At 68.9% G+C, this 21,212-nt stretch carries 22 protein-coding genes; 13 read left to right on the top strand and 9 right to left on the bottom strand.

All coding sequences use genetic code 11. The features are described 5' to 3' along the window. Nucleotides 1-9: 9 nt before the first annotated feature. The 3 genes from ACYVIO_RS28490 to ACYVIO_RS28480 form a co-directional block, all read right to left on the bottom strand. Nucleotides 10-798 carry a hypothetical protein gene (locus tag ACYVIO_RS28490; RefSeq protein WP_460653983.1) on the bottom strand — a complete coding sequence of 263 codons (789 nt, stop codon included), beginning with the start codon at nucleotides 796-798 and terminating at the stop codon, nucleotides 10-12. Nucleotides 799-809: 11 nt separating this feature from the next. Further along, nucleotides 810-1,103: a hypothetical protein gene (locus tag ACYVIO_RS28485; RefSeq protein ID WP_460653982.1), complete on the bottom strand. Its 294-nt coding sequence runs from the start codon at nucleotides 1,101-1,103 to the stop codon at nucleotides 810-812. Nucleotides 1,104-1,195: 92 nt separating this feature from the next. Further along, the gene (locus ACYVIO_RS28480; RefSeq protein WP_460653981.1) at nucleotides 1,196-1,837 is read right to left on the bottom strand and encodes a hypothetical protein; all 642 of its coding nucleotides are present in this window, start codon (nucleotides 1,835-1,837) and stop codon (nucleotides 1,196-1,198) included. A gap of 57 nt (nucleotides 1,838-1,894) precedes the next feature. On the opposite strand from ACYVIO_RS28480, the gene ACYVIO_RS28475 reads away from it, so the two are divergent. The 6 genes from ACYVIO_RS28475 to ACYVIO_RS28450 all read left to right on the top strand — a co-directional run bounded on the left by ACYVIO_RS28475 (nucleotide 1,895) and on the right by ACYVIO_RS28450 (nucleotide 8,571). After that, nucleotides 1,895-2,287, top strand: coding sequence for a (deoxy)nucleoside triphosphate pyrophosphohydrolase (locus tag ACYVIO_RS28475; RefSeq protein WP_460653980.1), 393 nt, complete (start codon nucleotides 1,895-1,897; stop codon nucleotides 2,285-2,287). A 121-nt stretch (nucleotides 2,288-2,408) separates the two neighbouring features. Further along, complete coding sequence (locus ACYVIO_RS28470; RefSeq protein ID WP_460653979.1) at nucleotides 2,409-3,455, top strand: ABC transporter permease; 1,047 nt, start codon at nucleotides 2,409-2,411, stop codon at nucleotides 3,453-3,455. A gap of 7 nt (nucleotides 3,456-3,462) precedes the next feature. Then, nucleotides 3,463-4,464 carry an ABC transporter permease gene (locus ACYVIO_RS28465; RefSeq protein ID WP_460653978.1) on the top strand — a complete coding sequence of 334 codons (1,002 nt, stop codon included), beginning with the start codon at nucleotides 3,463-3,465 and terminating at the stop codon, nucleotides 4,462-4,464. 58 nt (nucleotides 4,465-4,522) lie between these two features. Further along, nucleotides 4,523-5,596 (top strand): ABC transporter ATP-binding protein, encoded by a 1,074-nt coding sequence (locus tag ACYVIO_RS28460; RefSeq protein ID WP_460653977.1) that lies wholly within the window; start codon nucleotides 4,523-4,525, stop codon nucleotides 5,594-5,596. 23 nt (nucleotides 5,597-5,619) lie between these two features. Beyond that, on the top strand, nucleotides 5,620-6,684 hold the full coding sequence (locus ACYVIO_RS28455; RefSeq protein ID WP_460653976.1) for an ABC transporter ATP-binding protein: 1,065 nt from the start codon (nucleotides 5,620-5,622) through the stop codon (nucleotides 6,682-6,684). Nucleotides 6,685-6,858: 174 nt separating this feature from the next. Then, nucleotides 6,859-8,571, top strand: a complete 1,713-nt coding sequence (locus ACYVIO_RS28450; RefSeq protein ID WP_460653975.1) for an ABC transporter substrate-binding protein — start codon at nucleotides 6,859-6,861, stop codon at nucleotides 8,569-8,571. Nucleotides 8,572-8,643: 72 nt separating this feature from the next. Here the strand turns inward: ACYVIO_RS28450 and ACYVIO_RS28445 are convergent, their stop codons facing one another. Beyond that, nucleotides 8,644-11,010 carry a tetratricopeptide repeat protein gene (locus ACYVIO_RS28445; RefSeq protein ID WP_460653974.1) on the bottom strand — a complete coding sequence of 789 codons (2,367 nt, stop codon included), beginning with the start codon at nucleotides 11,008-11,010 and terminating at the stop codon, nucleotides 8,644-8,646. Between the two features lie 120 nt (nucleotides 11,011-11,130). Here ACYVIO_RS28445 and ACYVIO_RS28440 point away from each other — a divergent pair, with 120 nt between their 5' ends. From ACYVIO_RS28440 to ACYVIO_RS28425, 4 genes are all read left to right on the top strand, one after another. Next, on the top strand, nucleotides 11,131-11,427 hold the full coding sequence (locus tag ACYVIO_RS28440) for a response regulator transcription factor (protein WP_460653973.1): 297 nt from the start codon (nucleotides 11,131-11,133) through the stop codon (nucleotides 11,425-11,427). A 91-nt stretch (nucleotides 11,428-11,518) separates the two neighbouring features. After that, nucleotides 11,519-12,430, top strand: coding sequence for an N-acetyl-1-D-myo-inositol-2-amino-2-deoxy-alpha-D-glucopyranoside deacetylase (gene mshB, locus ACYVIO_RS28435; RefSeq protein WP_460653972.1), 912 nt, complete (start codon nucleotides 11,519-11,521; stop codon nucleotides 12,428-12,430). Nucleotides 12,431-12,510: 80 nt separating this feature from the next. Beyond that, nucleotides 12,511-13,020 carry a flavin reductase family protein gene (locus ACYVIO_RS28430; RefSeq protein ID WP_460653971.1) on the top strand — a complete coding sequence of 170 codons (510 nt, stop codon included), beginning with the start codon at nucleotides 12,511-12,513 and terminating at the stop codon, nucleotides 13,018-13,020. Between the two features lie 107 nt (nucleotides 13,021-13,127). After that, a complete protein-coding gene (locus ACYVIO_RS28425; protein ID WP_460653970.1) occupies nucleotides 13,128-14,906 on the top strand; it encodes a VanW family protein in 1,779 nt (592 codons plus the stop codon). A gap of 36 nt (nucleotides 14,907-14,942) precedes the next feature. Here ACYVIO_RS28425 and ACYVIO_RS28420 read toward each other — a convergent pair whose 3' ends face one another. After that, nucleotides 14,943-15,380: a type II toxin-antitoxin system PemK/MazF family toxin gene (locus tag ACYVIO_RS28420; protein ID WP_460653969.1), complete on the bottom strand. Its 438-nt coding sequence runs from the start codon at nucleotides 15,378-15,380 to the stop codon at nucleotides 14,943-14,945. Nucleotides 15,381-15,529: 149 nt separating this feature from the next. On the opposite strand from ACYVIO_RS28420, the gene ACYVIO_RS28415 reads away from it, so the two are divergent. Beyond that, a complete protein-coding gene (locus ACYVIO_RS28415) occupies nucleotides 15,530-16,216 on the top strand; it encodes a peptidoglycan-binding domain-containing protein (RefSeq protein WP_460653968.1) in 687 nt (228 codons plus the stop codon). On the opposite strand, the gene ACYVIO_RS28410 is transcribed toward ACYVIO_RS28415, so the two are convergent. After that, nucleotides 16,213-16,359, bottom strand: a complete 147-nt coding sequence (locus ACYVIO_RS28410; protein ID WP_460653967.1) for a hypothetical protein — start codon at nucleotides 16,357-16,359, stop codon at nucleotides 16,213-16,215. The genes ACYVIO_RS28415 and ACYVIO_RS28410 overlap by 4 nt on opposite strands. On the opposite strand from ACYVIO_RS28410, the gene ACYVIO_RS28405 reads away from it, so the two are divergent. Next, the gene (locus ACYVIO_RS28405; RefSeq protein WP_460653966.1) at nucleotides 16,358-17,692 is read left to right on the top strand and encodes an MFS transporter; all 1,335 of its coding nucleotides are present in this window, start codon (nucleotides 16,358-16,360) and stop codon (nucleotides 17,690-17,692) included. The genes ACYVIO_RS28410 and ACYVIO_RS28405 overlap by 2 nt on opposite strands. Here ACYVIO_RS28405 and ACYVIO_RS28400 read toward each other — a convergent pair. After that, nucleotides 17,674-18,603 (bottom strand): GNAT family N-acetyltransferase, encoded by a 930-nt coding sequence (locus ACYVIO_RS28400; RefSeq protein WP_460653965.1) that lies wholly within the window; start codon nucleotides 18,601-18,603, stop codon nucleotides 17,674-17,676. The two genes, ACYVIO_RS28405 and ACYVIO_RS28400, sit on opposite strands and share 19 nt — an antisense overlap. Before the next feature lie 114 nt (nucleotides 18,604-18,717). Between ACYVIO_RS28400 and fdxA the strand changes: the two genes are divergently transcribed. Next, the gene (fdxA, locus tag ACYVIO_RS28395) at nucleotides 18,718-19,044 is read left to right on the top strand and encodes a ferredoxin (protein ID WP_363665263.1); all 327 of its coding nucleotides are present in this window, start codon (nucleotides 18,718-18,720) and stop codon (nucleotides 19,042-19,044) included. A 57-nt stretch (nucleotides 19,045-19,101) separates the two neighbouring features. On the opposite strand, the gene ACYVIO_RS28390 is transcribed toward fdxA, so the two are convergent. Both ACYVIO_RS28390 and dapD read right to left on the bottom strand, forming a co-directional pair. Further along, nucleotides 19,102-20,079: a hypothetical protein gene (locus ACYVIO_RS28390; RefSeq protein WP_460653964.1), complete on the bottom strand. Its 978-nt coding sequence runs from the start codon at nucleotides 20,077-20,079 to the stop codon at nucleotides 19,102-19,104. A 160-nt stretch (nucleotides 20,080-20,239) separates the two neighbouring features. Further along, complete coding sequence (gene dapD / locus ACYVIO_RS28385) at nucleotides 20,240-21,178, bottom strand: 2,3,4,5-tetrahydropyridine-2,6-dicarboxylate N-succinyltransferase (RefSeq protein ID WP_460653963.1); 939 nt, start codon at nucleotides 21,176-21,178, stop codon at nucleotides 20,240-20,242. Between the last annotated feature and the right edge of the window lie 34 nt (nucleotides 21,179-21,212).

Raw genomic sequence — 21,212 nt, 5'->3', positions numbered from 1 at the left:
ACGTCCGTATCAGTTGAAGAAGCGCAGATCGGAGAACCAGCCGGCCGACAGCGACATGATGTACGCGTCGGTCAGGATCACGGTGAACAGCGACACCATCGCGAAGGTGCCGTGCTTCGGGTTCAGCTTGGACACGAAGGTCCAGTACCGGTAGCGCAACGGGTGCTTGGAGAAGTTCTTCAGCCGGCCGCCGACGATGTGCCGGCAGGCGTGGCAGGACAGCGTGTACAGCCACAGGGCAACGAGGTTGACCCAGATGATCAGCGTGCCCAGGCCGATGCCGAAGCCGCCGTCGGTGCCGTGGAAGGCGAGCACACCGTCGTACACGTTGAGGATTCCGAAGACCAGCGCGCCGTAGAAGAAGTAACGGTGCAGGTTCAGCGCGACCAGCGGGAACTTGCGCTCACCGGTGTAGCTCTTGTGCGGCTCCGGGACGGCGCAGGCCGACGGCGCGAAGAACAGCGAGCGGTAGCCGGCCTTGCGGTAGTAGTAGCAGGTGCCCCGGAAGCCGGCCAGCACCGCGAAGGTGATGATGCTGAACGGGATCACCCGGGGGAACTCGCCGAACCACGTGCCCAGGTGACTCGACCCGGGGACGCAGGACTCGGTGATGCAGGGCGAGTACAGGGGAGTGAGGTAGTGGTGCTCGTCGACCCAGTACCACTTGTTCATGAAGATCCGGATCGTCGCGTAGACGACGAAAAAGCCCAGGATCACGCCGATCCGCAGCGGCGCCAGCCACCAGCGGTCGGTTCGCAACGTCTTCTGCCCGATCTGCGCGCGACCGGAACTGTTCACACCAATAGCCATCAGGGCGCGCGCCGGTCCGGTGCTCCGAAGCCTTCGTGCTCTGCTTCTGTCCACATGGACGCGTCATACTCCACGTCGGGAATCTCCTCGAGTTCCTCCGGAACAGGTCCGGGTCTGTGCCGCGGGTCAGGCGGGCCCAGCTCGGCCAGGTCGTCGCTCAACCGGGCCACGTCGGAGACCAGTCGGCGTACGCCGAGGGTGTCGCCGTACTCGTGGCTGAGTTTCCCGACGCTTCCGTGCAGCGCCTCGAGTGCGCGTTGCACAGCTGCCACACTGCTGCTGCCATCGCCCATACCGACTCCAGTAATGGTTTTGTCGCTGTAAGTATGGGCACACTTTGCCTTCGCACGGCGCACAACGGAAGACCCTTCGGTACGGCGTGTTTCTAGTTAGGTTCCCCTTTGTTGCCGACCGCGCTTTCGTGGAGTAATGGGACGTATCCGGCCTTCAGCACAACGAGATTCGCCGGTGGGGTCAGTACCGTCACTTCCTCGTCCGCCGATCGTTCGGCCGTCGTGGTGTAGCCGTCCCACGACCAGTGGTGCACCCGTCCGTCCAGGACGAGGGCCGGTCCGTCGGCGTCCGCGATCATCGCGCCGTCCGGCAGCTCACTCAGTACGGCGGAGGTCGTGCGTTGCCGGCGGCTGTGGGGTTCGACTCGTTGGTGGTGCAGCACCGCATCCATCGCCGCGGCCCGCGGCCGCTCGGCCAGGCCGTGCCCGGCGGCCCACGCGTCGCCGTACCGGACGAAGTCCGTACGACGGCAGTACGCGCACGGGCGATGACCGGCGGCCAGCGCGACGGCCTCGTCGAAGAAGAACAACGCCGTCCACCGGCCGGGTGGCATCGGGTCGCGGCTGACGCCCTTGTAGTCGAGCAGGCAGCACAACCACGCCTTCGACCGCCACCGCGTTGTCCCGAGCCGTCGATCGGCGTCGTGCAGCGAGCCACGGTTGCCCATCAGCAGCCCACGACCGGGCGACGCGACGATCTCCTGACTCGGCAGGACCCTGTTCTGCAGCGGCATGGAAGACATCCTGCGTGCCGGGACCGACAGTTGCGCGCCGGGTGGCACAGTCGGCGCATGGACAGAAGGGTGGTCGTCGGCGTGGCGATCGTCGACGAGGGCCGGGTGCTGGCGGCGCTGCGTCCGGGACCGGACGGCGGGTGGGAGTTCCCCGGCGGCAAGGTCGAGCCGGGGGAGTCCGACCAGGCGGCCGCCGTACGGGAAATCGAGGAGGAACTGGGTCTTCGGATCACCGTCGGCGCGGCGTTGCCCGGTGAAGAATTCATCGGAGATAAATACGTATTGCGGGTTTACCTGGCCGAACCGGCCGGTCACGACTGGTTACCGGTGCTGCGCGAGCACACCGAGATCCGCTGGGTGCAGGCCGCTGACCTGGGAACTCTCGGCTGGCTGCCGGCCGACCGCCCATTTCTGGCCACGCTGAGTCACCATCTGGTCGCCGATGGGTGATCAGTCACGATTCAGCGACGAGGTGGCCCGCCCCGTGGCGTCCACACTGCGAGATTTGTAGGGTTCCCGCCAGGCCGCGAAAGACATTTCGCTCGACCGGGAAGGCTTGGGGGAAAAACTAATGACTCTGGGAGCGACCGAAGCTTCCCCGCCCGATGGCGGACTCCCCGCTGAACACATCGCCGAGACCGCCGAGGCGAAGCAGATCGAAGGCCGTTCGCTCGGGCAGATCGCCTGGGCGCGGTTGCGCAAGGACAAGATCGCCCTGATCAGCGCGATCATCATCGTGCTGATCATCCTGATCGCCATCTGCGCCCCGCTGATCGTGAAGATCAGCGGCTTCCCACCGGACCAGCCGAACTTCAAGGACAGCAACGGCAACGACCTGCTGGACACGCAGCTGGGTGGTATCCCGGCCGGCGGTCTGTTCGGCAGCGGGATGAGCTCCGAGCACTGGCTCGGCGTCGAGCCGCAGAACGGCCGCGACGTCTTCGCCCGGCTCGTGTACGGCGCCCGCTCGTCGCTGCTGGTCGCCCTCGGCGGTACCGTCGTGGCCGTCGTCCTCGGCACCGTCATCGGTATGGTCGCCGGCTACTTCCGCGGCTGGGTCGACGCCCTGATCAGCCGTCTGATGGACATCCTGCTGAGCTTCCCGACGCTGCTGTTCATCCTGGCGCTGACGCCGGTGATCGCGGACCGGGCCCAGGACACCTTCGGCATCCCGGACAACAACACGCTGCGGATGGGTGTACTGATCTTCGTCCTCGGCTTCTTCGGCTGGGCCTACCTGGCCCGGATCGTGCGCGGTCAGACGCTGTCGATCCGTGAGCGCGAGTTCATCGACGCGGCCCGCTCGCTCGGCGCCGGTCCCGGCTACGTGATCTTCAAGCAGATCCTGCCGAACCTGATCCCGACGCTGCTGGTCTACGCGACGCTGATCATCCCGACCTACATCACCGCCGAGGCCGCGCTGTCGTTCCTCGGCGTGGGCGTCAAGGAGCCGACCGCCTCCTGGGGCCGGATGATCTCCGACGCCTCGAACTGGTACGAGGGCAACCCGCTCTACCTCTTCTTCCCTGGCGCGATGCTGTTCATCACAGTGCTCGCCTTCAACCTGCTGGGTGACTCGGTGCGCGACGCGCTCGACCCGCGAGCCGGACGGAGCTGACCGAAGCGTGTTCAACTACATCGTCCGCCGCCTGCTGCAGATGCTGCTGATCCTGTTCGCGATCAGCGCCATCACGTTCTTCCTGTTCTGGGCCACGCCGGCCAACCCGGCCCTGCTGATCTGCGGCAAGGACTGCAACACCGAGCGGATCGCCGAGGTCAACGCGTCGTACGGGTTCGACGACCCGCTGATCGTCCAGTACGGCCGGTACATGAGTGGTCTGGTCAACCCGGGCGGGCGCGAGCTCGGCAGCGAGGGTTCCCAGGAGCACTGCGCGTGGCCGTGCCTGGACCGTTCGCTGCAGAACGGTCTGCAGGTCACCGACTCGATCGCCGACGCGATCGGCCCGACGTTCTGGCTGGCCACCGGGGCCGCCGTCCTCTGGCTGGTCTCCGGCGTGCTGCTGGGGCTGATAGCGGCGCTGCGCAAGGGCAAATGGGTGGACAAACTCAGCGTCGGACTGGCGTTGTTCGGTGTTTCGTTCCCAACGCTCGTCCTCGGCTACCTGCTGGTGTTCGTGTTCATCGTGAAGGGCGGCATCCTGCCCTATCCCGATCAGGCGAACTCCAGTCCATCGGCGGGGATAGGACCTTTCCTGCAGTTCTTCATCCTGCCGTGGGTGACGCTGGCGCTGGTCAACGCGGCGCTGTACACCCGGCTCACCCGGGCCAACATGATCGACACGATGAACGAGGACTTCATCCGCACCGCGCGGGCCAAGGGCCTGAACGAGCGCAAGGTGGTCTTCAAGCACGGCCTGCGGGCCGCGCTGACCCCGATCGTGACGATCTTCGGGCTCGACCTGGGTGCCCTGCTCGGCGGCGCGGTGATCACCGAACGGATCTTCAGCATCCAGGGCCTGGGCAAGCTGTCGATCGACTCGGTGCTCGGCAACGACCTGCCCGTGGTGATGGGCGTGGTCCTGGTCGCCGCGTTCTTCGTGGTCTTCGCCAACATCGTGGTCGACGTGCTGTACGCCTTCATCGACCCGCGGGTCAGGCTCTCGTGAGCGGGCGCGGGTACGACGCAGCCAGCACCGACACCAGCACCCGGACGGAGCCGACATCGTGAGCACGACCGCATCCACCGAGCCGACCCGCCCGGCCGGCACGCGGGACCCCGAGGCCTTCCTCGAGGTCCGCGACCTGCAGGTGCGCTTCCCCACCGACGACGGCCTGGTCCGCGCCGTGAACGGGCTGAGCTTCTCGCTGCGGCCCGGTGAGACGCTCGGCATCGTCGGCGAGTCCGGGTCCGGCAAGAGCGTGACCAGCCTGGCGATCATGGGCCTGCACAAGGGCAGCCGGGCCCAGGTCGAGGGCGAGATCTGGCTGGACGGCGACGAGCTGGTCTCGATGCGGGTCGAGGAGATGCGCCGCCTGCGCGGCAACAAGGTCTCGATGATCTTCCAGGACCCGCTGTCGGCGATGCACCCGTTCTACCGGATCGGCGACCAGCTGGTCGAGGCGTACCTGGTGCACAACGACGTGTCCAAGGCGGTCGCGAAGAAGCGCGCGGTCGACATGCTGGACCGGGTCGGCATCCCGTCGCCGGCCAGCCGGTTCCACGACTACCCGCACCAGTTCTCCGGTGGGATGCGGCAGCGCGCGATGATCGCGATGGCGCTGATGTGCGACCCGCGGCTGCTGATCGCCGACGAGCCGACCACCGCGCTCGACGTCACCGTGCAGGCCCAGATCCTGGACCTGATGAACGACCTGCAGAAGGAGTTCAACTCCGCGATCATCATCATCACCCACGACCTCGGGGTGGTGGCGCAGATGGCCGAGAAGCTGGTGGTGATGTACGGCGGCCGCGTGGTCGAGGCCGGCGACGTCCGCGACATCTTCTACCGGCCCGAGCACCCCTACACCTGGGGCCTGCTCGGCTCGATCCCGCGGATCACCGGTGGCGGCGACCGGCTCAAGTCGATCAAGGGCTCGCCGCCCTCACTGATCAACCTGCCGACCGGCTGCCCGTTCCACCCGCGCTGCGACTTCCGCGGCAAGGTGCCCGGCGACCTCTGCGTCACCGACGTACCGGAGCTGCTGCAGATCGGCGGCGGTCCGCACGCGTCCCGCTGTCACATCGACAGCCCGGAGCGGCAGCGGTTGTTCACCGAGCAGATCAAGCCGGCGCTGTGAGCGCGGCCACCCAAGGGGACAACGTGACCACGACCTCGACTCCGAAGCCCACCCGCAAGACCAAGGGCAAGCCCGAGCGGACCGGTTCGGTGCGCGGCGAGGTGCTGCTGGAGGTGGAGGGCCTGCAACGGCACTTCCCGGTCACCCAGGGCATCTTGTTCCAGCGCCAGACCGGCGCGGTCAAGGCGGTCGACGGGATCGACTTCCAGCTGATCGCCGGTGAGACGCTCGGCCTGGTCGGCGAGTCCGGCTGCGGCAAGTCCACCACCGGGCGGCTCGTCACCCGGCTGGACGAGCCGACCGCCGGCAAGATCACCTTCCAGGGCGCCGACATCACGCACATGAACCGGCGCACGATGCGGCCGTTCCGGCGTGACGTGCAGATCATCTTCCAGGACCCGTTCTCGTCGCTGAACCCGCGCCAGACGGTCGGCACTATCATCGCCGCGCCGTTCGACATTCAGGGCATCAAGTCCGAGGGCGGCACCAAGAAGGCCGTCCAGGACCTGATGGCCCGGGTCGGCCTGAACCCGGAGCACTACAACCGCTACCCGCACGAGTTCTCCGGCGGTCAGCGGCAGCGGATCGGGATCGCCCGCGCGCTCGCGCTGCGGCCGAAGCTGATCGTCTGCGACGAGCCGGTCTCGGCACTCGACGTGTCGATCCAGGCCCAGGTGGTGAACCTGCTGGACGACCTGCAGGACGAGTTCGACCTGACCTACCTGTTCGTGGCCCACGACCTGTCCGTCGTACGGCACATCTCCGACCGGGTGGCGGTGATGTACCTGGGCAAGATCGTCGAGATCGCGACCCGGGACGAGCTGTACAACCACTCGCGTCACCCGTACACCCACGCGCTGCTGTCGGCGGTTCCCGAGCCCGATCCGGACGCGGTCAAGCGCCGCGAACGGATCCGGCTCACCGGCGACGTTCCCAGCCCCCTGAACCCGCCGTCCGGTTGCCGGTTCCGTACTCGCTGCTGGAAGGCGCAGGACGTCTGCGCCGAGCAGGAGCCGCCACTGGTCCAGATCGGAGCCCCCGGCCACGCGGCCGCCTGTCACTTCCCGGAGGAACGCGACGTCGTCTGACGGACACAGACGGTAACAAACGGTCTCCGTCCCGCACTGAAGTCGTCACGATCCGGTGACGGCGACGGAGAACCGTTGAAGGGAAATCCCGGTCATGAGTAGATGACCGGCATTCCAGTCACCAGGGCAGCCGTGACCCGGCGTCCCGATGGAGGAAACAGAAAGAAGGATGGCATGACACACGCCAAGCGCGCCGGATCCGTGATCGCCACGGGTCTGGCCCTGACCCTCACGCTGGCGGCATGCGGCGGGGACAACGACAACGGCACCGACGCCGGCAACCAGAGCTCGGACAAGGGGGCGAAGGGTGGAATCGTCACCGTCTACCACGCTTCGGACTTCGAGCACCTGGACCCGGCCCGTGCGTTCGTCACGGACACCGGTATGTCCGGCCAGCTCCTCTACCGCACGCTGACCGCGTTCAAGTGGGACCCGGAGAGCAAGAAGACCGAGCTCGTCGGTGACACCGCTGAGAAGTGGGAGAAGTCGGCCGACTTCAAGACCTGGACCTTCACGCTGAAGGACGGCCTCAAGTACGAGGACGGCTCGCCGATCACCGCCAAGGACATCAAGTACAACGTCGAGCGGTCGTTCTCCGCCGACCTGTCCGAGGGTGCGCCGTACGGCAAGAGCTACCTGGACTGCAAGGGTTACGCGGGCCCGTACACGCCGGCCGGCAACAACGGCGGCAAGGGCTGCACCGCGATCGAGGTTCCGGACGACAAGACCATCGTCTTCAAGCTGAACCAGGCGGTCTCGGAGTTCGACATGACCGCGTCGATGAAGATCTTCGCGCCGACGCCGCAGGCCAAGGACACCAAGACCCAGTACGACAACCGGGTGTGGTCGTCGGGTCCGTACAAGATCAAGACCTACACCCGCAACAAGACGCTGGTGCTGGAGCGCAACACCAACTGGGACCAGGCCACCGACCCGATCCGTACGGCGCTGCCGGACGGTTTCGAGTTCAAGTTCGGTGACGACGAGGCGATCGTCGACCAGCGCCTGATCGCCGGCACCGGTGCCGACGCCAACGCGATCAGCTTCTCCGGCGTCCAGCCGCAGAACCTGGCCAAGCTGACCCAGGCCAACGTCAAGGACCGCGTCGTCGAGGGCACCGACGTGTGCCGTCGCTACATCGCGTTCAACCAGCAGAAGCCGCTGCTGAAGAACCAGAAGATGCGTGAGGCGCTGACCTACGCGTTCGACAAGACCGCGTACATCACCGCCCGTGGTGGCGACAAGCTGAACGTCGCGGTCGACTCGGTCGTGCCGGACAGCATGGAGGGCTACCGCAAGAACACCGCCTTCGAGGCGCCGCTGACCGGTGACCTCGAGAAGGCCAAGGCCGCGCTGGCCGAGGCCGGCTACAAGGGCGAGAAGCTGCAGCTGGGCGCGTCCGACGCGACCGACATCTCGATCAAGGCCGCGGAGGCCGCTCAGGCCGCCTGGAAGAAGATCGGTGTCAACGTCGACATCAAGAAGATCCCGGGTGACAACTACTACTCGACGCAGCAGAACGACGCGTCGGCGACCGACCTGATCACCGCCGGCTGGTGCTACGACTGGCCGTCGCTGTCGACGGTCGTCCCGCCGGTCTTCGGCCCGGACAACTCCGCGCCGGGCAAGGCCGCGCAGAACAACTACGGCCGCTCGCCGATCGGCTGGGACAAGATGAACGAGATCCCGAAGATCGCCGACCAGAAGGAGGCCACCACCGCGTGGTCCGACGTTCTGGACGAGGCCATGAAGACGTTCCCGCTGGTTCCGATCTCGGCGGACAACAACATCTACGTCTTCGGTGGCAACATCACCGGCGCGACGGCCAACTCCGACATCGGTGGCCTGCCGGACCTGACCAAGATCGCCCTGAAGAAGGTCGGCTGATCTCGAGCAGGTAGCACGAACTAGCTGAACCCGAGGGCGGTACCGGATCTCCGGTACCGCCCTCGGCACGTTCTAGGAGATGCCGAGCAGCTCGCGGAGCTCGGCGGTCCCGTGGGCGTTGTGCTGCTCGCGGATGGACAGGGCGATGCGCCACTCGCGGCGGGCCTCGGGGAGCCGGCCCTGGAGGTGGCGGACCTCGCCGAGCGACTTGCGGATGTCCGCCTCGCACAGCCAGTCGCCGTACTGGCCGGCGATGGCCAGGCCCTCGCTCTGGTGGGCGACTGCTTCGTCGAGCCGCCCCTGGGCCAGGCAGAGCTTGCCCAGCTCGTTGAGGACCTCGGCCTGCTGTACGGCGGCGCCGGCCTGGCGGTAGAGCCCGAGACTCTGCTGGACGCTGTCGGCGGCCGGCTCGTACCGGCCGGCCTCGCGGTAGGAGACACCGATGTTCTGGGCGATCATGCCGCGGTAGCGCTCCTGGCCCGGCTCGACCAGCAGGCCGAGGGCCTCGGTGAAGTGCCGTTGCGCGGCTTCGGTCGCACCTGTCTTCAGGTAGAGCATGCCGAGCGCCAGGCAAGCCCACGCGGCGCGAGGAGGGATGCCCAGGCGCAGGCCGATCTCGCGTGCGCGCTCGGCGTACGGGATGCCGTCGGCGGTCCGGCCGGTGCGTTCGAGGACGTGGCTGAGGCTGCTCAGGCAGAGGGCCTGCAGGTTGCCGTCGCCAGAGGCGTCCGCCGCGTCGATCGCACGGCGCAGCGGCGTCACGGCCTGCTGGTACTGGTCCAGCTCGGCATGGGCGGCGCCCAGGTCGTGCATCACCAGGCCCTCGGCGATGCGGTCGGGACCTCCGCTGACCAGACGTAGTACAGCCTCGTTGACCTGCAGCCAGTCGAGCCATGCGCGGCGCAGTGCGTAGTACGCGTTGAGACCGACAGCCACCTGTACGGCGAGCTCAGGCTGCTCGGTGGCAACGTGCTGGATGGTCGTCACCAGACCGGAGCGCTGGGCGTCCAGCCAGCCGAGGACGTCCTCCTGCGTCGGCAGGTCGTCAGCACCCTTCAGCCACTCCTGGTCGAGCCAGCGCTCCCGGGTGACTCCATGACCGGAGTACTCGCTGGCGCGCCAGACGACCGCCGAGATCCGCTTGATCCAGCGCGTGGTCACCGCCAGCCGGTCGTCGCGCGAGAGGGTCTGCTCGGCGAACTCGCGGGCAGCGACCCGTACGAGGTCGTGCAACCGGTAGACCCCAGGAGCGGGCGTGGTCAGCAGGTGCACGTCCACCAGCCGCTCCAGCACGATCTCCGCCTCCTGCTCGGGGCTGTCCGAGAACGATGCGGCCAGTGCGGAGGTCAGGTCGGGACACTCGGCCAGACCGAGCAGAGCGAACATCGACACGGCCTGTACGTCGATCGGGTCCTCGCTGCCGGCCAGCTGCTCGATCGACAGCACCAAAGTCGCCCGTACGCCGGAGTCGTCGAGCTGGAGCTCGTCCAGCCGGCGCCGACCGTCGGCGAGCCGGTCAGCCAGGTGCGCCACCGGCCAGGACGGCCTGGACGCCAGGCGGGCGCCGGCCATCCGGATCGCCAGCGGCAGGCCGCCGCACTGCCGGACCACCTCGGCGCACTCGCCCTCCGGGGCGTCCGGCCGACCGGAGATGCGCCGCAGCATCTCGATCGACTCGTGCAGAGGCGGCTCGCCCAGCTGGTACTGGCGGCCGCCCAGCCCCGCCATGCTGCGACGGCTCGTCACCACGGCGGCACAGCCACCGGCTCCGGGCAGCAGCTGTCGTACCTGCTCGTGGTCGGCCGCGTTGTCGAGCAGGAGGACGAGCCGACGCTCGGCCAGCACGGTCCGGAACCGGGCTGCGGCCGTCGGCAGATCGGCGGCCGGCGTCTCGCCCAGGTCCTCCAGCAGGTAGGTCAGTGCTTCCAGGGGCTCCAGCGGTGGGCCCAGCCCGAACCCGCGCAGGTCCAGGTACAGCTGGCCGTCGGGGAAGTGTGCGGCCACCTCGTGCGCGACGTGAATCGCCAAAGTGGTCTTACCGATGCCGCCCATGCCGGTGATCGCCGTCACGCTCACACCGGGGCTGTCGATCAGGTAGTGGCTCAGTTCGGCCAGCTCCTGGACCCGTCCGGTGAAGTCGCCGCTGGCGAACGGGAGCTGTCGTGGCGAGACCACTGGCGTCGCCGGGTCGTCCAGCGGCAGCCGGTCCGTCCGGCCGCGTCGGGAGGCCGCGGCGACCAGAGCGGCCTGCTGGTCCTTGTCGAGCCGCAGGGCGGTCGCCAGCGCCTGGACAGTGGCCGGCTGGGGGTACCTACGGGTGCCGCGCTCCAGCGTGCTGATGGCCTGCACGCTGATCCCGGACACCGCCGACAGCTCGTCCTGGGTGAGGCCGGCCGCCGTCCGGTGCCGGCGCAGCAGGGCCGCGAACTGCGACTCCAACGCCGATCACCCCTCACGATCGCCACTTTGTATGGGTGAACTGTATGGGTTGTACCTGGTGACCTCCCCGGGCCCTCAGAAGAATGGGCTGCGCTGGACCAATCTGGGGAGGAGTTGAGGATGTCCGTTTACCAGGCTGTCCCTGTGGTGCGAATGGAGGACTTCGCGCCGGAGGTCGTCTGCGAGGTGTACGAGCTCGGGTCGCGGCGGCCCACACCGGCCGCGGCGAAGGACCTGACCACCCGTCAGGTGATGATCGGCCGGCTGATGGCGACCGGCGCCAAGGACGCCGCGATCGCGCGGCAGCTCGGGCTGTCGCTGCGGACTGTGCGGTCCGAGATCAGCGCGCTGATCGCCGGGCTGGGGGCCCGGTCGCGGTTCCAGGCCGGGTGCCTGCTGGTCCGTCGGTTCGGCTGAGTTCGGGCAGGGCCGTGACCTGGTGGTAGCGGCCCGCGGCGGTCGGTCTGCGTCGTCCGGAACTGTCCGGGGAGCGACGTAGGCTGGCCGCATGAGTGAGCTTCCTGGCCGCCGGCTGCTGCTGGTGCACGCCCACCCCGACGACGAGACGATCAACAACGGCGCGACGATGGCGAAGTACGTCGCGGAGGGGGCCCACGTCACGCTGGTCACCTGCACCCTCGGTGAGGAGGGGGAGGTGCTGGTGCCGGAGCTCGAGCACCTGGCCGCCGACCAGACCGACGGGCTCGGTACGCACCGAATCGGTGAGCTGGCCGCCGCGATGGACGAGCTCGGGGTCACCGACCACCGCTTCCTCGGCGGTCCCGGCCGCTACCGGGACACCGGGATGATCTACGACGAGAGCGGCAACGCCGCCGTACCGCCGGACACCCGCCCGGACAGCTTCTGGCAGGCCGACCTGGTCGCCGCCGCGAACGACCTGGTCCCGATCATCCGGGAGATCCGCCCGCAGGTCCTGGTCACCTACGACGAGTGGGGCAACTACGGGCACCCGGACCACGTCAAGGCCCACCGGGTCGCGACGTACGCCGCTGCCCTGGCCGCCGCCCGGTCGTACCGCGAGGACCTCGGCCCGGCCTGGGACGTCGCGAAGATCTACTGGACCGCGATGGCCGAGGGCCCGATGCGCGAGGGCCTGCGCAAACTGCGCGAGTCCGGCGATACCACCACCTTCGAGGGGATGGACCCCGAGGGCCCGATGCCGCCGATGATCACGCCAGACCGGCTGATCGACTGCATCGTCTCCGCGGACGGGTACCTCGACCGCAAGATGAACGCGATGAAGGCGCACGCCACCCAGATCACCGTCGACGGGCCGTTCTTCGCGCTGTCCAACAACAACGGCAGCGAGATCTTCGGCGACGAGGCCTACCGCCTGGTCAAGGGCACCGCGGTCCCGGGCCCGAACGGCGTGGAGTCGGACCTGTTCGCCGGCCTCTGAGCCGACTGCTGCCGGGGTGAGTGACCGTGGCCACACACCGGGTTGAGACGTCAGCTACTGACGGGTCTTAGGCTGCTGGAGTGACCCCGGACTCCAGTGGCAGCATCGCGCCCGCGGACTTCCGTACGGCGATGAGCCGGTTCGCGTCGGGGATCACGATCATGAGCACGCTGCAGGGCGGCGTCGCGCACGCGATGACGGCGAGCGCGTTCACGTCGGTGTCGCTGGATCCGCCGCTGGTGCTGGTCTGCGTGGACAAAGGCGTGCGGATGCACGAGGCGGTGCTGTCCCGCGGGGACTGGGCCGTCTCGGTGCTGGCTGCCGGTGAGCACGCGATCGCGGAGCGTTTCGCCCGGTCGGGGCGCGACCTGTACAGCCAGTTCGACGGGATTCCGACCGTGCCCGGGCCGAAGACCGGCTGCCCGCTGGTGGTCGGGGCGCCGGCCTGGCTCGAGTGCCGCACCTGGGCGACGTACGAGGGCGGTGACCACACGATCGTGGTCGGTGAGGTGCTCAGCCTGGGTGCCGCGGATGACCCCAGCGCCCTGATCTACTACGCGGGGCAGTACCGGGACCTCCGGGGCAGTTAGGCCCTGGGCACTGGGGCATCCCGGGGCAGATCGGCGGCGAGTCGGGCTGCCCCGGTCGCGTAGGATGTGCCGTCTGTCATCTGGTTCGAGCAGGAGGACTCTGTCCGGTGGGGAGAAACAAGCTCGCGGGGATCATCGCCGCGGCGGGGTTCGGAGTGCTCGTCGTGGGGTACGGCGTGGCGTTCGCGCTGACCGGCGACAAGGTACCGGGGGACACGACAGTGCTGGGCATCGACCTCGGCGGACTGTCCGAGGACGAGGCCAAGGCGAAGCTGCAGGCGGGCATCGACGACCGGCTCAAGCTGCCGATCAAGCTCAAGGCCGGCGAGACGACGTTCCAGGTGAAGCCGGCCGACGCCGGACTCAGCCTCGACGTCGACGCGACCGTGGCCGACGCCGGTGCGGGCCGCAGCCTGAACCCGGCCCGGATGTGGCAGGTGATGACCGGCGGTGACGCCGTCGCGCCCGTGGTCGCGCAGGACGAGGGCAAGCTGAAGGCCGCCGTCGAGAAGCTCGCGCAGCAGGTCAACCGCCCGGCCACCGAGGGCACGATCACCTTCCCGAACGCCAAGGCCGTCCAGCACGCGCCGGCCGACGGGCTGCAGCTCGACAACGACAAGGCCGCCGAGACCGTGGTGTCCGGGTTCCCCTCCGACGGGAACCCGAAGGACCTGCCGGTCGGCGTGACCAAGCCGCAGGCCGGGACCGACGCGATCACCAAGGCGATGAGCGAGTACGCCGAGCCGGCGATGTCCGGGCCGGTGCGGCTGACCGTCGGTGACAAGGGCGTGAACCTCACCCCGCGGGAGCTGGCGCCGGCCCTGAAGCTGGTCGCCAAGGACGGGAAGTTCACCCCGAGCCTGGACGCGAAGAAGCTCGAGCCGCTGTTCAAGAAGCGGTTCGAGGACCTGGAGACGCTGCCGAAGGACGCCACGATCCAGATCGTCGGCGGCCGGCCGCAGGTGGTGCCCGCGGTCGACGGCGAGATCGTCGCGCGGGACAAGGTGGTCCCGGCCATCCTCTCGATCCTGCCGAAGGCCGCGAGTGAGCGGAAGGCGTCGGTCGGACTGGCCAAGTCGAAGGCCGCGCTGACCACCGAGGCCGCGCAGGGGCTCGGGATCAAAGAGGTGATGGGCCAGGCCACCACCCACTTCCCGCACGCCGAGTACCGCAACGTGAACATCGGGACCGCGGCCCGCAAGATCAACGGCGCCCTGCTCAAGCCGAACGAGACGTTCAGCCTGAACAAGATCGTCGGCGAGCGGACCAAGGAGAACGGCTTCACCGAGGGCAACATCATCAACGGCGGCAAGTTCGTGCTCGACCTCGGCGGCGGTGTCTCGCAGTCGGCGACCACGACCTTCAACGCGGCCTTCTTCGCCGGGCTCAAGGACGTCGAGCACAAGGCGCACAGCGTCTACATCAACCGCTACCCGGTCGGCCGCGAGGCGACCGTCGCCTGGCCGTCGGTGGACCTGAAGTTCCAGAACGACTCCGGGCACGGGGTCTTCGTGCAGACCATCTTCTCCGCCTCGACGCCCGGCAAGCAGGGCACCCTGACGGTGAAGATCTGGGGCACCAAGGTCTGGGACGTCACCGCCGGGCAGTCGGCGAAGTACAACTTCCGCTCGCCCGGCCTGGTCTACAGCCAGGAGGCGGGCTGCCGCCCGCAGGCGCCGACCGGCGGTTTCGACATCAAGATCTACCGGTACTTCGCGAAGAACGGCGCGCGGGTGAAGACCGAGTCCTTCACCACCAACTACAACGCCGCCGACGACATCCGCTGCGGCCCGAAGCCTGGTACCCCGACGCCGCCGAACACCCCGGACACGCCTCCCACCCCAGGCATGACCAAGCCCACCGGCAGCGCCCGCCCACCCAGCTGAAATACGAAAGGGCCGCCCTTCAGGGCGGCCCTTTCGTCATGCTCTGCGGAGTTGGTGCAGTTCTGCGGCCACCTGGTTGAACAGCTCTTCACCGATGACCGCGCCCTCTCGCCTGACCTGCGCCGGCTCCACCCGCAGGACCCGGTCCAGGCGGACCTCGCTGTTGCGCCCCGCCTTGTCCCAAGGCCCACTGCCGATGTCCAACCAGACCCGCCCCCAGCGCGCCTCGTCGGCCGCATCCCGGTCGTGGTCCTTGCTGGTGAGGATCAGCGCCAGCAGGTAAGCCCCGTCGGACCCGACCACGAGCACCGGGCGGTCCTTGCCACGGTGGTGGTCCTCCTCGAACGGCACCCAGGTCCACACGATCTCGCCCGGGTCCGCCACCCCGTCGTCCGGGTGCGGCGTGTACTCGACCCGCACGGTCCCCTCGAAGTCACCCGGGTACTCCGGCCGCTCGGCCGCATGGTCCGCCATGAGCCGACCCTAGTACGCCGACGGCGAGCACCCCGCCCTCACACACGGCCACCCCGTGGACGGTACGGGCGGAGTACGGGCAGTGGGTTGTTGCTCCTGATCCCTAAGGTGCGGCTGTCAGACGGCCCCCAAGAGAGGAACGGATCCAGATGAGGAACATCCTGCGTCGACCGCGCACCCGTGGCGCCATCGTCGCCGCAGCACTGGCAGGCAGCCTGGTGTGCGGCCTGGTCGCGACAGCTGATGCGGACGTCAACAGCCCGAGCGCCCGGACGGCCGCGCCCGCTCCCACCGCGCAGGCCGCGCCCGCGGCGGCAGCCGAGGCGGTGGCGGCGGCTGCGAGCTGCTCCACCACCTACTTGGCCTACGGCAGCCGTGGCACCTGCGTGACGCACCTCCAGATGAATCTGGGTGGCCTCAGCACGGACGGTGTGTACGGCTCAGCGACGCGCGACCGGGTCCGGGCCTTCCAGACCGACGCCCGAATCACCGCCGACGGCAAGGTCGGACCCCAGACCTGGGGGAAGCTGCGGACCTACGGCCGGGCGATGGCCTGGGCCGGTGGCATCACGCTGTACCTGTGCGAGCTGAAGTCGAAGGACTTCCGCGCCTCCGCGTGGAACGACACGGGCAAGTGGGCCGAGTGGGCCTACTACATGTCGGATCACAGCTACCCGATCAGCGGAGAGAAGATCGGGCCCAACCGGCTCGCCAGCCAGGTCAACATCTATGCCGGCTCGTACGACGGCACGTCGTTCACGACCTGGGTCGGGAGCAGCGTCCACCACACCAAGCGCGTCGTGGACATCTCGGCCATGGCTGTGCCTGCCTGCTAGCCCGAGGCCGTGCCGGCCCGCTTGCCAGGCGAGCGGGCCGGCACGGCACCCGCCGATCCCGCGCCGCCCTCACACCCCGGCAGGAACGCACGTTCCACCTGCGTGACCACGACGACAACAACGACCCCCAGCCGCGGTGCCATGCTCGCTGTCCTGCTGACCGGGCAGTTCATGGCGAACGTCGACACAGCCGTCGCCAACATCGCTGCTCCAGCGCTGCAGCAGGATCTCCACGCCACCGAAGGTCAGGCGGCGCTGGTCGTCTCGGCGTACGTCGTCGCCTTCGCGGTGCTGCTCGTCACCGGCGCCCGCCTCGGCTCGTCGATCGGCTACCGCCGCGTCTTCCTCACCGGCCTGCAGCTCTTCACGCTCGCCTCCCTCGCCTGCGGCCTGGCTCCCGACATCCGCACCCTGACGGCCGCCCGCTTCCTCCAGGGCGCCGGCGCCGCGCTGATGGTCCCGCAGGTTCTCAGCGGCATCCAGCTCTCGTACGCCGGACGCGACCGCGTCAAAGCCCTCGGCTGGTTCTCCATCGCCCTGTCCGGCGGAGCGGTCGCCGGTCAGGTCCTCGGCGGCGTCCTGATCTCCGCCGACCTGTTCGGCACCAGTTGGCGCCCGATCTTCCTCGTCAACGTCCCGATCGGCATCGCCCTCACCATCGCCGGCCGGCGCCACCTCGACCCCGCCCGCGGCACCAAGCAACCTCTCGACGCCAGGGGAGTCCTCACCCTGTCCGCCACCGTCCTGCTGGTGATCGTCCCGCTCCTCCTCGGCTCCGAGCGCGGCTGGCCCACCTGGTCCTGGATCAGCCTGGCTCTCAGCCTCCCCGCCCTCGCCCTCTTCGAGTACGGCGAACGCCGAGCAGCCGCATCCGGCGGCCGCCCCCTGATCGCCCGCGAGGTCCTCCACCACCCCCGCGTCCGCGCCGGCCTGCTGGCCCACGGTGCCACCACCGGCTCGTACTTCGCCCTGCTCTTCGTGCTGGCCCTCTACCTCCAGCAAGGCCTCGGCAAGAGCCCGGCGTACTCGGGCCTGGCCATGGTCGTCTGGGTCGCTGCCTTCGGCATCGCCGGCCCGCTGCTCCCCAGACTCCCCGAGGGCATCCGCTGGCTCCCCGTACTCGGCTGCTCGATCCTGGGCGTGGGCTACCTGGCCGTCCTCGCTTACCTGCAGGCAGGCGGCACGTCCGGCCCTCTCCTGTTCGCCCTCCTCGGCGTAGGCGGCCTCGGCCTGGGCATCAGCGCCAACACCCTCATCGGCGGCATCACCTCGAGCATGCCCACGCAGTACGCCGCAGACCTCTCCGGAGTGGTCGCGACCAACGCCCAGCTCTCCGGAGCCTTCGGAGTCGCCCTGGCCGGAGCGGTCTACTCCAGCCTCAGCACAGACCCGCAGCACGCGCTCAGCGTCGTACTGGTCGGCTTCGCCGCTCTGAGCCTGGTCGGGGCGCTGGCGTCCTACCGCTTGGTCAGGTAGCGGTAGCGGTACGCCTCGACGTACCCGAGAGCCGTGTAGGTGGTCAGGGCCCCCACGTTCTCCTCCTCGACCTCCAGGTAGGTCCTGCGACCGCCCGCAGGCCCAGCCCAGCGCGCCAGCCCCTGCAGCAGTGCCGTAGCCAGTCCACGCCGCCGGTACGCCGGATCGACCCGCACCGCGTCCACCCCGAGCCAGTGGCCCGTCATCGACCCCCGCGCGACGGCCACCACGCGGCCGTCGAGCTCCACCGACGCGAAGGCGGCCTTGGGTGCCCCCTCCATCACCGACGGCGCCGTAGCCGGCGTCTCGTCCTCGAAGGCCGCCTCGTACCACTCCGCAGCCGGCTGGTCCGCCACCAGCACCTCGTACGCCGGTACGCCGTTCACGTGGTCCAGCGTGGTGTGCAGGACCAGCGCGTCCGACTTCTGCGGCCGCGCCTCGGTCCAGCCCTGCCCGGTGAACTCCTCGAACTCCGGGTAGCCGATCCGCGTCAGCGCCAGCGGCGGCAGCCCCCGCTCCTGGTAGAACACCTCCGCCTGCTTCGCGGCGTCACTGAACGGCAACCCCGGGTCACCGGCCGGGAGCACCGAGTTCCCCCGGCCGGTCCAGCCACCGGACGCCCTGAGCAGCCACTCGCCGACGTACTGGGTCTCCGTCGCGGGCCGGCCGAGCGCGGTGGTCAGGAACAGCTGCTCCACATCCACCCGCCGCAGCGGCATCTCAGGGATCGTTTTGGCCGCCACGACCGCTGCCCGCTGGATCCCGTACGGCGTACTGTCGGCGTGACGGACCTCCAGGGTCTGCTCGTCGTACGACTGCAACACCCCGATGACGTCGGTCGCCTGACCGCCGTCCAGTCGGTGGCGGACCACGACACGGTGGCCGATATCACGGGCACTGAGGCCTGACACGATGCGGACTCCTGGCAGAGTGGGTCATCTACTACCGTGATACTAGAGAACCGAGCACTACCGCACCGCAGCATTTCCCGACCGCTGCGCTTGCTGGCCATAGGAGGAGTACCAGTGACTTACGTCATCGCGCAGCCGTGTGTTGACCTCAAGGACCTCGCGTGCGTCGAGGAGTGCCCGGTCGACTGCATCTACGAGGGCAACCGGATGCTCTACATCCACCCCGACGAGTGCGTCGACTGCGGAGCGTGCGAGCCGGTCTGCCCGGTCGAGGCGATCTACTACGAGGACGACACGCCGGACCAGTGGAAGGACTACTACACGGCGAACGTCGACTTCTTCAACGACCTGGGTTCGCCCGGTGGCGCGTCGAAGATGGGCAAGATCGACAAGGACCACCCGTTCATCGCGGCCCTGCCCCCGCAGGAGCACGACGAGTGAGCTAGCCCGACCCTTCAGGACTGCGGTGCACCGGATCGGTGCGCCGCAGTTCTGCGTCTACTGGTCGACGACGTCCACGTGGACGTGATCCAGGTGCCGCAACGTGTCGCGGTTCCCGGCCCGGTCCGGCGCCTGGTAGTCGCGCCAGCCGCTGTCCGAGCGCCCGCCCGCGGTCCAGATCTTGTCGCTGAAGATGACGGTCTTGATCTTCAGCCGGTCCGCCTGGGCCACCAGGTACTGCGCCAGCGCCCAGCCGCGGGTCGTGTTCGCCGCCGAGATCGGCTTGACGAAGATGTCGACCGCCCGGCCGTCGTAGTGCGCCGAGCCCTCCATGTGCCCCGACCGGACGCCACCCTCGGCGTACCCGCCCGTGGAGAGCTTGCCGAACGTCTTGGTGACGTCCTGCCGAACGGCCTCGGCCCGCGGCGTCAGACCGTTCTTGCCGATCGTCTCGACCGCTCCGGACGGGTTGTCCAGCGTGCAGCTGAACGCGCCCTTGGTCTGCCCGGTCAGCGCCGAGGCCAGGATCCGCGCGTCACCCTCGTGGTCGGCGTACGCGTTGGGGAAGGCGCTGCGCTGGACCCGGTCGGCCGCGACCGTCACCGCGAGCTTCTCGTAGCCCTTGATCTTGACCAGCGCGTCGTAGAACTTCCACGCTGCGTAGTGCGGGTCCGTGACCTGCGCGGCCGTGCCCCAGCCCATCGACGGCCGCTGCTGGAACAGCCCGAGCGAGTCCCGGTCGCCGTGCGCGAGGTTCCGCAGGCCGGATTCCTGGTACGCCGTGGCCAGCGCGATCGTGGCCGCGCGCGGCGGCAGCCCACGCCGTACGGCGACGCCCGTGATCACCGCGGCCCACTGGGCCTGCTCCAGGTCGAGCGTCACGGTGGTCCCGTTGACGGTCGCCTCGCACTGCTCCCGGGGCGGGATCAGCGGCCCGATGCCCTGGCCGCCGACCCACGCGATCGCGCCGCCGACGGCCAGCGCGAGCGCGCCGATCGCGCCGACAGCGACGATCACTCCACGATTCACCGGCATACCGCTCCCAACGTGCGGGGGGCGGCGGCGGGTTCCGGATGGCTGGTCACGAACTGGTTGACGTGGTGAGGCCCCGGTTGGTTGGCGGACCGGGGCCCTACGGCGGCCGCAGACGGAAAATCATCCGAAAGTGCCGCCGGGAAATCCTCAGAAAGTACGGTCACGCGTTGGCGTGCAGGGCTTCGTTGAGCGTGATGCCCTCGCCCTTGCGCGGCCGCGCCTCGACAGCGCCGGTGACGGAGTTGCGCAGGTAGAGCAGGCCCGGCTGGCCGGACAGGTCGCGCGCCTTGACGACGCTGCCGTCCGGAAGCGTCACCTTGGTGCCGGCCGTCACGTACAGCCCCGCCTCGACCACGCAGTCGTCGCCGAGCGAGATGCCGATCCCGCCGTTCGCGCCGAGCAGGCAGCGCTTGCCGATCGAGACGACCTGCTTGCCGCCGCCGGACAGCGTGCCCATGATCGACGCGCCGGCGCCGATGTCGCTGCCGTCGTCGACCACCACACCGGCCACGATCCGGCCCTCGACCATCGAGGTGCCGAGGGTGCCGGCGTTGAAGTTCACGAAGCCCTCGTGCATGACCGTGGTGCCCTCGGCCAGGTGCGCGCCGAGGCGGACCCGGTCCGCGTCACCGATCCGGACACCGGACGGTACGACGTAGTCGGTCATCCGGGGGAACTTGTCGACGCTGGTCACCGACAGGTACAGGCCCGCGGCCCGCGCGCGCAGCCGGACCTGCTCGACCTGGTCGACCGGCACCGGGCCGTGCGACGTCCAGGCGTTGTTCGGCAGGGCGCCGAAGATGCCGTCCAGGTTGACGCCGTGCGGGCGGACCAGACGGTGCGACAGCAGGTGCAGCCGCAGGTAGGCGTCCGCCGTACCGTCGGGAGCGGCGTCCAGCGCGATCTCGGCCTTGACGACCTCACGACGGACCTTGCGCAGGTCGTCGTTGCCTTCGGCAGCGATCAGCTCGGCCGGCGCCTTCACGTCCGCCGGTGCGGTGCCCAGCTCGGGCGCCGGGTACCAGACGTCGAGCACCGAGCCCGACTCGGTGACGGTGGCGAGGCCGAAGCCCCAGGCGTGCGCGGCAGTCTCAGTCATGCGGGCCAGCCTGCCAGACGACCGATGCGGGTTC

Source organism: Kribbella endophytica, from assembly GCF_054781295.1.
The sequence above is the reverse complement of the archived record's forward strand: the minus strand, read 5'-3'. Positions and strand labels throughout refer to the sequence as shown.